Origin of the sequence: Seohaeicola saemankumensis, assembly GCF_021021435.1 — a bacterium.
Taxonomy (GTDB): domain Bacteria; phylum Pseudomonadota; class Alphaproteobacteria; order Rhodobacterales; family Rhodobacteraceae; genus Seohaeicola.
Genome location: NZ_JAINWI010000020.1, coordinates 1 through 15,348 on the forward strand (window position 1 = coordinate 1; position 15,348 = coordinate 15,348).

Below are 15,348 nucleotides of genomic sequence, written 5' to 3' on the forward strand. Positions count from 1 at the left end.
TTTGCGCCGCCACGTGGCCGGTTTTGTCTCCGCCGTTGACAGCAGCGCAAACGGCTGGGCTATCACCAGCGCCGACCAGACAACGCGCCATGCAGCACAGATCGTGCTGAACATCCCAGCGCCGCAGGCGTTGCGGTTGCTGGGGCCGGATCACCCGTTTGCCGGCGCGCTGAACGCCGTGCAGATGGCCCCTTGCCTAACGCTCATGGCGGCCTTTGCCGCTGACGCGCCGCGCCCTTTTGCCAACCGCAGCGATCCCGACCATCCGCTGGCATGGATCGCACAGGACAGCAGCAAACCGGACCGCACGGGCCCTGTGACGACATGGGTCGCGCAGGCCAGCCCCGCATGGAGCGCGCACTATCTAGAGGAGTCACCCGAGCAGATCGCTGCCCGCATGCTGCCGCTACTGGCCGAGGTGCTGGGGCTTTCCGCAGCGGATGCACGTTACGCCGCCGCCCATCGCTGGCGCTATGCCCGAGTGACAACACCGCTGGGCCAACCGTTCTTGCACAGCGGGCAAGACGCGCTTTATCTGGGGGGTGACTGGTGCATCGGGCCACGGGTCGAGGCCGCATGGCAAAGCGGTGACGCGATCGCGCAAACTATCATCAAGGCCCGCGATGCTGGATGATCCCCGCATCAAAGGTCTGTGGACACTGATCAACGCGGCGCTGCATCCGCCACGCGGTGCCGGACGGATCACGCTGGCGCTGGTGATGGGGGCCTCGTGCCACCTTGTCTTTGCGGCAGCGGTTCTGGCGATGATCGTGGCCATGTTCTTTGGCATGAGCAAAAGCCTTGGCAATGCGCCATGGCCTTGGGCGGTCATCGCCAATGCAGCGCTTCTGGTACAATTTCCGCTGGTCCATTCCTTGCTTCTGACCGGACCGGGTGGGCGCTTTCTGGCCGGGCTGATCCCCGGACCACATGGCCGGACATTGACCACAACAACCTATGCGCTGATCGCCTCGTTCCAGCTTCTGGCGCTTTTCGCGCTCTGGACACCCAGCGGGATCGTCTGGTGGCAAGCGGAAGGTGTGACGCTCTGGCTGGTCTGTGCGGCCTATGCCGCATCGTGGTTGCTGCTGCTCAAGGCCAGTTTTGACGCCGGTGCCGAAGTGCAATCCGGGGCGCTGGGGTGGATGTCGCTGATGGCAAGAATCAAGCCGGTTTTTCCGGATATGCCAACTTTGGGGATGTTCCGCGTGATCCGACAGCCGATCTATGTAGCCTTCGCCCTGACCCTCTGGACCGTGCCGGTCTGGACACCGGATCAACTGGCGGTGGCGTTATGCCTCAGTGCCTATTGTCTTGCTGCACCGCGCCTCAAGGAACGCCGCTTTGCCGCGCGCTATGGCGAGCGGTTCCAGAGATACCGTGCCAGCGTGCCCTATGTCCTTCCCGATGTTCTGCCACAGCGAGGTCCCCATGACGCGCAATGACTTGACCATCTATGACGACGTGGCCGATCAATGGTGGTCGGACAAGATCCGCTGGGTCCGCACGTTGAAAAACCTCGTGCCCGGACGGTTGTCATGGTTTGACCGGCAGATCGACTGGCAAGGCAAAACGGTGCTGGATCTGGGTTGCGCAGGTGGCTTCATGGCCGAGGCGCTCGCCCTGCGCGGGTCGCAAGTCACGGGAATCGACCCTGCTCGCGCCGCAATCGACGCTGCGCGCGCCCATGCAGGCCAGTCGGGTCTGGACATAGCCTATGACGTGGGTGTCGGTGAGGCGTTGCCCTATGACAGCAAGGCTTTCGACGCTGTCGTCTGTGTCGATGTGCTGGAACATGTCAGCGACCTGACCCTTGTGCTGTCCGAGGTAACGCGTGTCCTGCGTCCGGGCGGGCTGTTCCTGTTCGACACCATCAACCGCAACCTTTTGGCGCGTCTGGCCACGATCACGGTGGCCGAGGATGTCTTGCGCCTGCTGCCGCGCGGGACGCACGATCCGGCCATGTTCATCACACCAACGGAATTGCGCGACGGTCTGGCCAAGGCTGGGCTGGTGGCGGGGCCAATCACCGGATTAGGGCCGCGCGGCATCAACCGGCGCGGAGACCTGACCTTTGGCCGCCTGCCGCTGACGACGATCCTGTATATGGGAACCGCGCGCAAACCCGTTCTGCCGGCAAACTGACCGGCCTCTACACCCTTGCCGCCCTATCTTGCCTAGCAACCCACAACCGGAAGTGCCCGCCATGTCCGAGGACCAGACTGATCAGGATGCCGCCCCCGTGCCGGATGGCAGGGTGGGACGGTTGCTGCGTCTGGGGAGTATGACCTCGGGATTAATGGGAGATATGGCGATCAGTGGTCTGCGCCAGATCGCCAAAGGTCAGCGTCCCAGTTTGCAAAACATGCTGATGACCCCGATGACCGCAACGCGCGTGACCCGCGACCTGCGAACAATGCGGGGTGCCGCCATGAAAATGGGGCAGATGTTGTCGATGGACCCCGGCTTTGTTCTGCCGCCCGAGATGACCGTGATCATGGCCGCCCTGCGGGACGAGGCGCGGCACATGCCGCCACAGCAGTTGCGCGATGTGCTCAATGCCGAATGGGGCCCTGACTGGCGGCACCGCTTTACACGCTTCGATGTCCGCCCCTTTGCCGCCGCCTCGATCGGACAGGTGCACCGGGCGCGCACGACCGACGGACGCGATCTGGCGATCAAGGTGCAATATCCCGCAGTGCGTGACAGTATCGACAGCGACATCGACAATATCGCGGCCCTTTTGCGCCTGTCAGGTATGGTGCCGCGCGGAATGGATATCGACCCGATGTTGGCCGAGGCGCGCCAGCAACTGCATCAGGAGGCCGATTATAAGGCCGAAGCCGACAACCTTGCCGCCTTCAATGCCTTTCTGGCGGAGTCGGATGATTTCCTTCTACCCGCCTGCCATCCTGACCTGAGCACGCCGCGCGTGCTGGCGATGACCTATATCGACAGCCAGCCGATTGAAGCGCTGGAGAGCGCATCGCAATCTCTGCGCGATCAGGTCGCCGCGCGGATGATTGATCTTGTCTTGCGCGAGCTGTTCACCTTTCGCACCATGCAAACCGATCCGAATCTGGCAAACTATCGCTTTGATCCCGTGACAGGCCGCATTGTCTTGCTGGATTTCGGGGCGGTAACCCGCCTTGCCCCTGCACTGACCGCACAATTCCAAAACCTTCTGGACGCGACCCTGTCAACGGATCGTCACGCAACCCGCGCGGCGATGCACGCGATCGGGTATTTCGGGTCCGCAACGGCTGCGCATCACAGCGATCTGATCTTCGAGATGTTCGAGACAGCCATGATTCCGATAAGGCAGGAAAACCCGTTTGATTTCGGCACGTCCGACATAGTGACACGGCTGCGCGATATGGGGATCGCACTGGGGCGTGACCGTGATCTGGCGCATGTGCCCCCCGCCGAGACGCTTTTCCTGCATCGCAAGATCGCGGGTATCTACCTGATGGCTGCAAGATTGAAAGCGCGGGTTGCGATCAGACCGATTGTTGCGCCCTATAGCCGGATCGGAACAGCAGCCTTCTAACGCGGATAGCCGTAAGCCGCGATATGCGCCCAGATATTCTGATTGATGCGTGACAGTTCGGAAATCGAGCGCCGGATCGTGTCCAGCGCCGCGGCGTCCAGATCAATGGTCTGGCCCATACGGATCTCGTCTTTGCGATCGGCAATCCGCATCAGGATGGATTTGGGCGGCCCGCCATCGGGGTCGAAAGCATAGATGCAATGGTTGTAGCGGTTGCGCGCACCAGACAGTTTCATCATGTCGCGGGTCAGGGCCAGCACGGCATCGCGCTCGGCCTTGGCCTGATGGGGCATCTTGGCCAGCCTCTCGACCAGATCGACACGCGCACGGGTGGTGTTCAGCGTCAGGAAAATGACCACGGCCACATCCTTGGTCGTGCCCGACAGCCCTGCAATCAGATGCAACAGCAGGCTTTCGGTATTCGTCCACGTATAGTTCAACCGCCCGACCAGCAACAAAATCTCGTCGAAGGCAGCAGGCTGCGCCCCGAAACCGCCCTGCCCGACCACGGCTTTACTGTCAGAGTTCATGGCCCCCCTCCATCTGCCGCGACAGATACCAAGTTGCGGCTTCGGTTCGGTTACGTGCACCGATCTTGGTGATCGCATTGTGCAGATGCAGCTTCACAGTATGTTCGGACAGCGACATCTTATGCGCGATTGTCTTGTTGCGCCCGCCTTGCGACACCAGCGCGAGCACCTCTTTTTCGCGGCGCGTCAGACCGTGCTCGCCGCCAGTCTGGCACTGTACCTCTTCGGCCATCTCCACGGCTTCATGGGCATGTGGCGCGGGACTTGCGCGTTCGCCGCTTTCCTTACGACGCGCCTGCGGAGCATCCACTGGCCCGATTAAGTCACCCGACGCAATGAACTGGCCAGCAAGGACAAGCCGCAACATGGCGGACCAAGGACAGATCGGCAGGTTCATCGGCAAGAGCAGGATATCGGCCAAACCCTGTGAGGTCTCCCGCGCACGCAGCAATCGGCGCGCAATCCTCGGGTCGCGGTAAGCCAGTATCCAGTCCGCCTTTGGCAGTCCGGCATGATACAGTTCGAGGTCACGCAATATCTCGGTTGCAAGCCGATCGTCGAAGAAAACCTTTCGTACAGAAATCGACCTGTCACGGACCAGAGACAGCAAGTCCCTGACCGACTCCAGCCGGATCGCGTGAACACTCCCCGCCTCTTGCTCGGCGATGCGGAGGATCGAATTTGGAAACTCGAGTATGCTCCCGAGAAACACGAAAACTTCAGTACATTCGTTACGGTTGAAAATAGTGGCAACTTTATTGGAATCACGTTCAAACATGGCAACCTCCCCAGGCTGTCAAACGCTTAATATGTCTAAAAAAAGGCAGCTCTACATAACCGGATTCACCAAAACATCCTTATTGATATACTACATTTCGCTAGTTTGCGTAACTACCCGAAAGATTAAGGTCAAAATATGGCAACCCTAGCCAAAGCTTTATAAGGCCCATTGTGACATCGCCGAAGCTGGTCGTTGAAAAAGGTTCTGATTCTTCCCAAGGCTGTTGGGCTTGGATTAGCAAGCGAGATCATGCCGCTACGGGACAGATGCCGTTCGGGAAGGCGCTATGAAACCCCAGGAAACAACGGCAGAAAATTGACATTTTCTTTCAGCAAAAATGATCTATCTAAAATTGATTACTGTCTGTTCTCAATTTCGATACAATAAAAATTAGCAATAAAACCAATAAGTTGATGAATCCTTAATCATTCGTCCAACTTCCGAATCTGGGGCGGGAATGTGACCTTTTCGGTGTCGCTCAACTTCAGAGTGACCATTGCAGAAAACATATTTGAATCGGCCGGACGCTGATCGTCCCTCGTACGTGACCACCGGCCCGCAGTGGCCAACGCCCGGACCCTTTGGTCCGGACGCGGAACCTCTGCACCCTGACGAAGGAGGACCGCAGACACGACCTCGAATAGACGGGCCGCGCTGTTGGTATGGCAGTACCGCATGTTCGGCCATCTACACCTTAATCTGAAACCCACATACGCCGCGCAGTTGTCACTTTTGAGATGATTGGTGACCAGTCCGGGGCGTTCCGGAGGAAAGTACGATGAATACCCAAAATAGAAACACGAACATGATCTTGGACGATATCAATATCAAAGAGATCGACGCCGATTTCAACACAGTTGCTTTCGTGGACGACGCGGAGATCGAGCTGGACGTGCAAGCACAGCAGCAAGACGCCAGCGCCGAAGCCGAGGTTGAGGTCGAAAACGAGAACAAGAACGACACCGACGTCGACACTGACCAAGGTCAACTTCAGGGCCAGCAGCAAGCGCAGCAGCAAGGTCAGGATACTACCCAAACTCAGGGCACAATTGTTGCCAACGAGAATGGCGACAATGACAATTCCACAGTCGTGAAAAACGACATCGACATCGACTTCGGCGAAGGCGAGTGGATTCCGCGCGATGACGATTTCATCGACATCGACATGAAGGGCAGCGCCTCGATGGGCGATGTTCTGGGCGTCAACGGTGACTATGACCCCGGCAACGACCTGAGCATGTCCGATGTGCTGAACGACCTGACCTTCGGGGATGGCAACAGCAACGCGTTCAATATCGGCCAGTCCAACAATCTGGTCGACAATGACACGCTGAAAAACCCCACGGTCGCCAACAATGACTCGTTCGAGCAGAACGGTGATGCAAGAGGCGGCACCGCAAGGGCTGAAGAAGGCATCAACGCGGCCTCTGTCGGTGGCCAGGGCGGCGGCGATGCCGACGCGGATGGCGGCGACGCAACAGGCGGCTTGGCGGCTGGCGGTTTTGCCATCGCAGGGACCGACGCTGAAAGCGAAGGTGGCGAAGGCGAAGGCGAATCCGGCAACGGCGGCAGCGCCGATACCGAAGGCGGTTCCGTCCTTGGTCTGGCCGTTGGCATTGCTGCAACCGACAGCGACAGTGAAGGCGGAAATGGCGGCGACGCTGACGCCGAAGCCGAAGCCGAAAACGAAGCAGAAAGCGAACAAGACGGGGAAGCCGACGGCGGCAACAGCGGCGATGCCGGTGCCCTTGGTCTTGGTCTGGGTGTCGGCCTTGCCGGTTCCGAAGCGGAAGCCGAGGACGCGGAAGGCGGAAATGCCGGTGCTGATGGCGCGGGTCTGGGTCTTGGCTTGTCAGGCGCAGGTGCGCTTGCAGGTGGCGGCACAGGCGGCGAGTCCGAAGCCGAAGCCGAAGCGGACGCCGAAGCGGACGCCGAAACCGACGCTGATGCTGATGGCAGCTTGGGCGGCGACTCGGGTGCACTGGGCTTGGGCGCAGGCCTTGGCGATGGTGACAGCGACGCAACAAGCGGTGCAATCGGTGGTGGCGCTGGTGCTGCCGCAGGTAGCCTTGGCCTTCTGGCCGCATCACTGGCTGGTGCTGACGGCGGTGACGCCGGAAGCGGTGCAACCTCGGGCAATGCGAATGGCACGGGGACCGGCACAGGCACGGGCGCATCGAACGGCGGCGCTGCTGGCGCGACCGACGCAACATCGGGCAATGCCTCTGCGCCTGCAGACGCAACGGCCGATGCCGATAGCGAAGGCGGGCTGGGCACTGGTGGTGTAGCGGACGCCAACTCGGACGGCACCGGAACCGGTACCGGCACGGGTGGCACGGCAGGCGGTGGTGCCGCAGGCAATACCGCAGGTTCCACAGCCGGAGCCGACTCTGATGGTACTGGCGGTGCCAATGCTGCAAGCGGTGATGGTGGTCTTGGCCAGGTCTTCGCCCTGAGCGACATCGACGGCAGTGCCGACAGTGTGGCTGATGCGATCGCGGGCTACGGCGGCAACGGTTCGTCCGATGACGACGCGTCCAACACCACCGGCTTCAGCGGCACATCCGGCACTGCTGGCGGTGCTGGCGGAGGTTCGGGCGCGGCCTATGGCACGGGCGGCGATGCTGGAAACATCATGGGCGGTGACGCTCTTGGTGGGAACGGCGTGGTCGGCGATGCAATCGGCGGCATGGGTGGCTATGCCACAACCGGCGCAGGTGGCGCAGGCGGCAGCGCAGGCTCGTGGGGGTCTGGCAACGGCGATGACGGCTTTGTCACCGGGGAATCCTATGCCTCGGCTGCGGCAGCGGTCAACGTCACGGCCTTCAACCAGAGCATCGTGATGGGCGCCAATGTCCTTGGCAACGCGGTCGACATGACCGTGGTTGGTGGCTCGTTGAGCTCCAGCGTGGTTGGCGACGACGACCTGACCTGAGCCTGACAAACAAGAACCGGGGCCGGTTTCCGGCCCCGGTTTTTCCACAGCGTCATACCTAGCGACGCCGCACGGACAAACAGGGGGGACTGCGACATGGCACTGGACCGCATCAGCGAGGAGATTTCCCATTTCGTCGGATTGTTCCACCTTGAAATTGAAGCTGCAAAACTGCGCCTCGACTATCAGGCCTTCCGCCTGAAGGAAGATGGCCCCGGACTTGATCCGCTGACGGAAGATCCGTTCTCAGGCCGCTCTGAACTGTCTTTGCGCGACTATAATCCGAAGCAGAAACACCCCGACGCCAAAGCGGCGCCCCCTTCCCCGACCCCGTCCAATGTGGCAGCGCAACAGCCCGGTGACACGCGCGCCGATCCCGTCATCATGCAGGCCGATCTGACCGATCCGGACAGCCCTGCGGCACCGATGACAAAGATCTCGGTGACCGGACCCAGTTTCGAGATCATGCCGAACTCGATCGTGATGTCGATCTCGCAGACGGCATTTCTGGACGATAACGACCTGCTGATTTTTGACGGAAGCGCCGATTTCGTGGACCCCGCGCATTTCCTGACGCTGCTGATGGATCTGGGCGCGCTGGCGCAATCGCTGAGCCTGATCAATCCGTGGATCTGGTCGCCCGTGGACGGGCCTGCCTTTGACGCGGCAATGCAGCTTATGCAAAGCCTTGACGAGATCGAGCCCCCGCAAGTCGACGGGCTGGAAACTGTAATCCTGCGCGGCGACGAGGCCGAGGGTATTTTTATAGATGGCGAAAAGGTGGATGAAGCCCCCGTCATCAAGGATCTCTTGCCTGAATTCCTGCAACTCGAGGAGGAGGATGAGGCAGAACTGGCCGCAGCCGAGATTCCGTCCGACGGTGTGACAGATTATGACCCCGGCCCGTTTGCTGTTGATCCCGGCCACCACGTCGTGACAGGCGGCAACCGCGTGATCAACGAAACCGTGCTGAAATCTGTCTGGGTCGATGCGCCGGTGATTGCCGTAGGCCAGAACGTGCTGCGCCTTGATACAATCCAGCAGATCAATCTGCGCGTCGAGACCGCAGACCTGCCTGATCATGGCACACCTGCCCCGTCAAGTTCGATGAATATCGCGCATTTGGAGCAGACATTCTCGATGATCGAGGATGACGACAAATCCGACGGACCCGATCACTATGACGGGATGCCCAGCTTCTGGAATGTTACCCGCCTTGAGGGCGATCTGATGCTGATGAACTGGGTTCAGCAGCATATTTTCGTGACCGACACCGACCGCGTCGAGGTCAAGTTCACGGGGGCCGCCACCTATATGGGCACTGGCGAGAACCTTGTATTCAACGAAACGATGATCCTGAATCTGGGCTTCCATTACGACCTGATCATGATCGGCGGCGATATGGTCACGGTGAACCAGATCTCGCAGATCAATGTGCTGCTGGATCAGGACAAGATCACTGGCGATGTGCCCGCAGGCGCAACCCTGCATGCCGGAGACAACCTGCAGGTCAATTCAGCCAGTATTTTGACCACCGGTGTCGACAGTGAAATCAACTCAAGCCCCCATTTCGCGCAGGCATTGGCCGATTTGAAGGCAGGCGCCACAACCCTTTCCGCAGATGTCGCCAAGGACGAGCTTTTTGCCGGAAAGGAAATGCTCTCGGTACTTTATATTGAGGGCGACATGATCCAGACCAACGTGATTGAACAGATCAGCTATCTGGGAGACGCGGACCAGATCCACTTCATTCAGGATATGTTCTCGACCGCTGCCGGAGCCGATGTGACGGTCACCAGCGGGTCCAATGCACAGATCAACTCTGCCGCCATCGTGGCCGAAGGACTTGACAGTCAGGTGATGGCGGGCGGTGAAACCTATAGCGACGCATTGATTTACCAAGCCAATTTGATTGACGAAACAGCAAACCCGACGGGCGTCCAGATGGACAAACTGGCCAACGAAGCCGTGGCCTTTCTGGTCGACGATATGATCGACCCGAAAACCGTCGACGACTGCACCCCTGACAGCACGGTCCATGACAGCGTTGGATCAGTGGATGTGATGCAGACCATGCTTGCCTGAGCCGATCCCGAATTGACCGGAGATAAACTTTGAACAAGATGATTGAAAGACCGTTGGAATTCAGGACGGTCCGGGGCGGCGCACCCGACCCTGACCGCAGCAAACCGTTGCACCTGAACGCACAACATAGGGTCTGGCCGGATCACAAGGACTCCGCCCCCGCTGCAGCCAAGCCGGAACATACGGTAACGCAGTCTGCCGATAACGCCACCGATACCAAAGCGGAGGCTGTGCCGCCCGCGACATCCTCACCGAACAGCGCCAAAGTCCAGCAGAACGGCACCGCGCCCGAAACCGCAAAACCCGCGCCAGACAATGCTGCGCCGCAAGGCAAATCCAGCACGCCGGACACGCAAACCAGCGCCAAGGCACCGTCCGACGGAGTCGACGCCAAGCCCGATGCCGCGAAAATGGAGGCCCTGCGCGACAGCAATGCAGGCTCGCTGGCGGGCGTCACGATTGAGGGCAAAACCGGCGGTCCGGTCGTGCCCGGCCCCGGAAAGGCGGTTCCCGGTCAAGGCGGCGGGCGCGATGGTGGCGAGGGGGGCGCGAAGTTCCACAAACGCATGGGCCCCGAGAATTTCAACGAAAGCCTTCAAAAAGGCATTCGTCTGGTCTGGCGCAACCTTAGCTTTGTGATGCTGATGACTTGCGCTACCAATGTGCTGATCCTTGCGATCCCGATTTATCTGTTCCAGATTTCTGATCGCGTTCTGACCAGCCGTTCGATTGACACGCTGATCATGCTGACACTTGTGATCGCGGGCGCTGTCATCCTGCAGGCCGCATTCGATGCGGTTCGGCGTTTCATGCTCATGCGGACGGCTGTCGAGGTGGCGACAAGACTGGGCGCGCCGGTCCTGAGCGCGGCCGCAGCCGCCTCGTTGCACGGGTCGGGGCGCGAGTATCAGACCTTGGGCGATCTGCAACAATTGCGCGGATTTCTGGTGTCCGGCACGCTGATCTCTTTTCTGGATGTGCCCTTCGCACCGCTGTTCATCACGGTAATTTTTCTGATCCATCCCCATCTGGGTATGATCGTTGTCGGCAGCGCATTGTTGCTGCTTGTAGTGGCGCTGGTGAACCAGCGGATCACCGCCAAACCCTTTGCCGAGGCGAATTTCGCGCAGGCCAAGGCAAATATGCATCTCGACTCGATGTCGCGGAACAGCCAGATCATCAATGCGATGGCGATGATCCCCGAAGCGGTGACGATCTGGGGGCGCGATACTGCCGCCTCGCTGATCGCGCAGGTGCGCGCGCAGGATCGCAACATCGTCAGCGCCTCGGTCAGTCGCGCGGTGCGGATGCTCACACAGGTGGGCATGCTGGGGTGGGGGGCTTTTCTCGCCATTGACGGGCAGATCACAGGAGGCATGGTGATCGCAGCCTCGATCATCGCGGGTCGTGCGCTGGCCCCGATCGAGGGCTCGATCGAGGGATGGAACAACTTTATCCTGTCGCGCGCCGCCTATGGTCGTGTCGCGGCCCTTCTCAGATCCTCGCGCTTGCAGTTCGAACGCCTGTGGCTGCCGCGCCCCGAGGGGCGGCTGAATGTCGAACGTCTGCTGTTCGTGCCGGGCGGCACCAAGCAGGTCATCCTGAACGGGATCAGTTTCGCGCTGGATCCCGGCGATACGCTGGCGGTGATCGGCAATTCGGGTGCTGGCAAAACGACCTTGGGCAAGATGCTAGTCGGGTCGATCCTGCCCACATCCGGCAATGTGCGGCTGGACCTGATGGATCTGCGCAACTGGGACCCCCGCCAGTTGGGCGAGAATATCGGCTATCTGCCGCAGGATGTGCAGCTCTTCCCCGGCACGATCAAGGACAATATCGGACGTATGCGTGGTGATGCAACGGACGAGCAGATCCATCACGCAGCGGTTCTGGCCGATGTCCACGAGATGATCGCAAGCCTGCCGCAAGGCTATGAGACCATGGTGGCGGCAGATGGATCGCCCTTGTCGGGCGGCCAGAAACAGCGTATCGCGCTGGCCCGCGCCTTTTTCGGTAATCCGCGCCTTGTGGTGCTGGACGAGCCGAATTCGAACCTCGACACGGCGGGCGACAAGGCCTTGGCCCGCGCCATCGACCATGCGCGCAAGGAAAAGATTACCGTGGTCGTGATCACGCAAAAACCCTCGCTGCTGAATGTGGTCGACAAGATCATGCTGCTGGCCAATGGCGGCGTGGCCCTGTTCGGGCACCGCGACAAGGTCATGGCACAACTGAACCCGGCCGCCGCCACCTCGGCGCAACTGGGCAAGGGCGGCCCTGCAAGCATCGCCAAAACCCCGCAGGGAGGCACCCCCGGACATGTCTGATCTGTCTATCACACCCCGCAACGACCTTTGGTATCAGGAAGTCCCCCGTTCCATCGGAAAGCAGGCTTTCTTCGGATTTCTTCTGCTGGTTCTGACCTTTGGCGGCTTTGGAAGCTGGGCAATGCTGGCGCCGCTCGCCGCTGCCGTGATCGCGCAGGGCAGTTTTGTGGCGACCGGCCAGAACAAGATCGTCCAGCATCTGGAAGGCGGCATCATCTCGGACATACTTGTGAAAGAAGGGGACCATGTCACCGAAGGCCAGATCATGCTGACACTGGACCAGACATTGGCGCTGGCTACCAATCGCGAACTGGACTTGCGCCGCATTCGGCTTGAAGCCACTCAGACGCGGCTTGTGGCAGAGCATGAGCACCACGAAACCCTGACATTTCCGCCCCATCTCGAGGCCGAGCGCAGTGACCCCGAAGCCGCCATGATCCTTGACGGGCAATCCCTTGCCTTTCAGGCATCCACCGCCAGCCTTGCCAATGATGTCAGCGTGATCAGCCGCAACCTCGAGGCGCTGGACATCCGCACCACCGGATATAGCATCCAGTTGAAGGCCACGCGCAGCCAGCTTGGCCTGTTGGGAGAAGAGCTTGAGTCGAAATCCAAACTGGTCGAAAGCGGCCTGTCGCGCCGCAGCGAGGCGTTGGCGCTGCGCCGCGCCATGTTCGAGGCCGATGGACAGGTCGGACGACTGGAGGCCGAAATCGCGGAACTGACCGAGATGCGCGCGAAATTCGAGGCGCAGATAATCAAGACGCGCGATGAATACAGCCGCAACGCGCTGACCCAGTTGCAAACCATCGAAAGTGAACTTGAAAGCGTGCGCGAACAGTTGCGCAAATCCGCCAATATTCTGGACCGTACCCATGTGATTGCCCCGGTCTCGGGCACCGTGGTCCGGCTTTACTACCACACGACGGGCGGCGTTGTGGAAACAGGTCGGCCGATCGTCGAAATCCTGCCCGCCGATGCCCCGCTGATCATCGAGGTTCTGGTGCCACGCGCCAATATCGACAGCGTGAATGTCGGCCAGATGGCGACGGTCCGGCTGACCGGTCTGAACCAGCGCACGACGCCCGTCCTGCACGGAACGGTCGATTATGTCTCGGCTGATGCCATCGCCGATGGCTCGAACGGGACCCGCCGCGAGGTGTATCTTTCGCGTGTGACCGTGTCCTCTGCGGAAATGCAGCGTGTTCAGGGTTTCTCGCCCACGCCCGGCATGCCAGCAGAAATCATGATACAGACAGAAGAGCGCACATTCGCGCAATATCTCGCAAAACCGGTGATGGACAGCATGACACGCGCGTTCCGCGAAGAGTAAGGATAGCCTCTTAATTGGCTGTTTTTGTAATAAAAAAATCGGCAAACAGGCATGCAGACGATTGTTGCCGCGCAATAAATGCAGAACTGCGGCATCATTGATATCCGGCGCGAAACGCGAGGTCGCAACCCCGAAGGCGGTCCCATAAACCAAGGCAAGTGCAGTGATGTACCAAGGCAATAACAACCCTTGAACAACCCTTGGAATATTGCAACCAAGCCACACTCTACCTTGACGGTTTTACTTTTCCTTGTTTTTGAAGGCTTTTGACCGCACGATCCCGTCCAGAGCAAGCCTGTGAAAACAGCCGGCATCCAAGTCTGGCGGTCACGGGACGAAACAGGCAGGACATAGACATGGCTGGACTTCTCTGGCGCAGGGCGGGACGCGGGACCGTTTTATTGGCAGCGCTCTCGCTGGGTGCAGGCTGTAGCGATGATCCCTATAACCCGCCGATTTTTCCCTTTCTCGCATCCTACAAAGCGCAAGCCGACAGCGTGCCGCGCGTTCTGGACAATCTGGGATGGTGGACGGGTTTCAACGATCACACCCTCAACAGTCTTGTTGAAACGGCCCTAGCCGGCAGCCTGAACCTGAGCCTTGCCCAGGAACGAGTGATCGAGGCGCGCGCTGCGCGTGACAGCCTGCCGATGGCCGCCTCGCTTTCGCCAAGTGCGCGGGTGCAACGGGAACGGGTCGATGGTGGCTCTGATCTGACACGGTCCGAGGCGACTTTGGGTTTCGACTGGCTGCTTGATATCTACGGCGCGCGCCGCGCGCAGATCGAGGCCGCCGGTGCCCGTATCGAAGTTGCGGATGCCGAGGTCGACGCCGCGCGCCTGTTGCTGCTGCTTAATCTTGCCAATGCCTATGTGGATCTGCGTTTCCAACAAAACAGTCTGCACTTGCGGCGCGCCGAGTTGCGTTCGCGCGGGCAGACGCTGGATCTGGTGAAATCGCTGTTCGAGGGCGACGCCGCCACACGGATCGACGTCGTGCGCGCACGGGCGCTGGTCTCCGAGACGCGCGCGGAATTGCCAGGGATCGAGGCTGCTATTGCGGGGCTGAAAAACCAGATCGCCGTCCTGTCGGGCCGGATTCCCGGCCTGCCGATGATTGATCTGGATGCCCGCACGCCGCAACCGCGCCCTTCGCTGTCGCCGCAAGTGGGCATTCCCGCCGATCTGCTGCGGAACCGGCCCGATATCCGTATCGCCGAACGCAGCTATTATGCCGCGCTGCGCGACGTGAAAACCGCGACCGCCGCGCTGTATCCCCAGTTGTCGCTGGGTGGTACCCTCAGCCTTGCCTCGCTGTCGGGCAGCCGGACCACCGACTATGTTTTCGGCCCTGCCTTGCGTCTGCCAGTCTTGCCGGTAAGCGGGCAGCGCGCGTCCGTTGAACTGCGCGAGTCGCGGGTAAGACAGGCGCATACCGGATGGCGCATTGCCGTTCTGGAAGCCATTGGCGAGGTTGAAAGTGCCCTTACCAATTACGAGGCCAGCGGGAAGGCGCGACGCGACGCACAAGAAACAGTGCGCCTCTACACTGAAGCTGTGAACCTGACGCGCGAGAGTGTGACGCGCGATGGCGGCACGGTGCGCGACCTGATCGACGCCGAGCGCAACCTGTCCGTCGCGAATATCGGCCTTGCAAACGCATTGCGCCAGCTTGGACGCAGCTATATCGCGCTGAATGTCAGCCTTGGCGCGGGCAACAGCTATGGCAGCGCGCCACAGATAGCCGCAAAATAGCGTCAAATACGCAAGGCGCTGACCCCATCCGCGCGGAATATGTGCTGGTGGGG

11 protein-coding genes are annotated in these 15,348 nt (G+C 60.3%); 9 read left to right on the forward strand and 2 right to left on the reverse strand.

Features of this window, described 5'->3' with window-relative positions:
• From K7H22_RS17455 to K7H22_RS17470, 4 genes are all read left to right on the forward strand, one after another.
• Positions 1-634 (forward strand): NAD(P)/FAD-dependent oxidoreductase (locus tag K7H22_RS17455; RefSeq protein ID WP_230802130.1); only part of this gene is annotated, 634 nt, incomplete at its 5' end.
• Positions 624-1,445, forward strand: a complete 822-nt coding sequence (locus tag K7H22_RS17460) for an isoprenylcysteine carboxylmethyltransferase family protein (RefSeq protein ID WP_230802131.1) — start codon at positions 624-626, stop codon at positions 1,443-1,445. The genes K7H22_RS17455 and K7H22_RS17460, both read left to right, overlap by 11 nt.
• On the forward strand, positions 1,432-2,145 hold the full coding sequence (gene ubiG / locus K7H22_RS17465; RefSeq protein WP_230802132.1) for a bifunctional 2-polyprenyl-6-hydroxyphenol methylase/3-demethylubiquinol 3-O-methyltransferase UbiG: 714 nt from the start codon (positions 1,432-1,434) through the stop codon (positions 2,143-2,145). Before K7H22_RS17460 ends, ubiG begins: the two co-directional genes overlap by 14 nt.
• 61 nt (positions 2,146-2,206) lie before the next feature.
• Positions 2,207-3,550 (forward strand): ABC1 kinase family protein, encoded by a 1,344-nt coding sequence (locus K7H22_RS17470; protein WP_230802133.1) that lies wholly within the window; start codon positions 2,207-2,209, stop codon positions 3,548-3,550.
• Here K7H22_RS17470 and K7H22_RS17475 read toward each other — a convergent pair.
• A complete protein-coding gene (locus K7H22_RS17475) occupies positions 3,547-4,080 on the reverse strand; it encodes a hypothetical protein (RefSeq protein ID WP_230802134.1) in 534 nt (177 codons plus the stop codon). The two genes, K7H22_RS17470 and K7H22_RS17475, sit on opposite strands and share 4 nt — an antisense overlap.
• Positions 4,070-4,858 (reverse strand): helix-turn-helix transcriptional regulator, encoded by a 789-nt coding sequence (locus K7H22_RS17480; protein ID WP_230802135.1) that lies wholly within the window; start codon positions 4,856-4,858, stop codon positions 4,070-4,072. Before K7H22_RS17480 ends, K7H22_RS17475 begins: the two co-directional genes overlap by 11 nt.
• Positions 4,859-5,666: 808 nt before the next feature.
• Between K7H22_RS17480 and K7H22_RS17485 the strand changes: the two genes are divergently transcribed.
• From K7H22_RS17485 to K7H22_RS17505, 5 genes are all read left to right on the forward strand, one after another.
• Positions 5,667-7,796 carry a hypothetical protein gene (locus K7H22_RS17485; RefSeq protein WP_230802136.1) on the forward strand — a complete coding sequence of 710 codons (2,130 nt, stop codon included), beginning with the start codon at positions 5,667-5,669 and terminating at the stop codon, positions 7,794-7,796.
• Between the two features lie 96 nt (positions 7,797-7,892).
• Positions 7,893-9,881, forward strand: a complete 1,989-nt coding sequence (locus K7H22_RS17490) for a hypothetical protein (RefSeq protein ID WP_230802137.1) — start codon at positions 7,893-7,895, stop codon at positions 9,879-9,881.
• 38 nt (positions 9,882-9,919) lie between these two features.
• Positions 9,920-12,208: a type I secretion system permease/ATPase gene (locus tag K7H22_RS17495; protein ID WP_230802194.1), complete on the forward strand. Its 2,289-nt coding sequence runs from the start codon at positions 9,920-9,922 to the stop codon at positions 12,206-12,208.
• Positions 12,201-13,541, forward strand: coding sequence for an HlyD family type I secretion periplasmic adaptor subunit (locus tag K7H22_RS17500; protein ID WP_230802138.1), 1,341 nt, complete (start codon positions 12,201-12,203; stop codon positions 13,539-13,541). Before K7H22_RS17495 ends, K7H22_RS17500 begins: the two co-directional genes overlap by 8 nt.
• A gap of 356 nt (positions 13,542-13,897) precedes the next feature.
• Positions 13,898-15,295 (forward strand): efflux transporter outer membrane subunit, encoded by a 1,398-nt coding sequence (locus K7H22_RS17505; protein ID WP_230802139.1) that lies wholly within the window; start codon positions 13,898-13,900, stop codon positions 15,293-15,295.
• Positions 15,296-15,348: the final 53 nt, after the last annotated feature.

Bases quoted from the DNA above. Each gene is read 5' to 3' on its own strand.
- ubiG (WP_230802132.1), top strand. From the start codon at position 1,432: ATGACGCGCAATGACTTGACCATCTATGACGACGTGGCCGATCAATGG.
- K7H22_RS17475 (WP_230802134.1), bottom strand. From the start codon at position 4,080: ATGAACTCTGACAGTAAAGCCGTGGTCGGGCAGGGCGGTTTCGGGGCG.
- K7H22_RS17460 (WP_230802131.1), top strand. From the start codon at position 624: ATGCTGGATGATCCCCGCATCAAAGGTCTGTGGACACTGATCAACGCG.
- K7H22_RS17505 (WP_230802139.1), top strand. From the start codon at position 13,898: ATGGCTGGACTTCTCTGGCGCAGGGCGGGACGCGGGACCGTTTTATTG.
- K7H22_RS17485 (WP_230802136.1), top strand. From the start codon at position 5,667: ATGATCTTGGACGATATCAATATCAAAGAGATCGACGCCGATTTCAAC.
- K7H22_RS17480 (WP_230802135.1), bottom strand. From the start codon at position 4,858: ATGTTTGAACGTGATTCCAATAAAGTTGCCACTATTTTCAACCGTAAC.
- K7H22_RS17490 (WP_230802137.1), top strand. From the start codon at position 7,893: ATGGCACTGGACCGCATCAGCGAGGAGATTTCCCATTTCGTCGGATTG.
- K7H22_RS17495 (WP_230802194.1), top strand. From the start codon at position 9,920: ATGATTGAAAGACCGTTGGAATTCAGGACGGTCCGGGGCGGCGCACCC.
- K7H22_RS17470 (WP_230802133.1), top strand. From the start codon at position 2,207: ATGTCCGAGGACCAGACTGATCAGGATGCCGCCCCCGTGCCGGATGGC.
- K7H22_RS17500 (WP_230802138.1), top strand. From the start codon at position 12,201: ATGTCTGATCTGTCTATCACACCCCGCAACGACCTTTGGTATCAGGAA.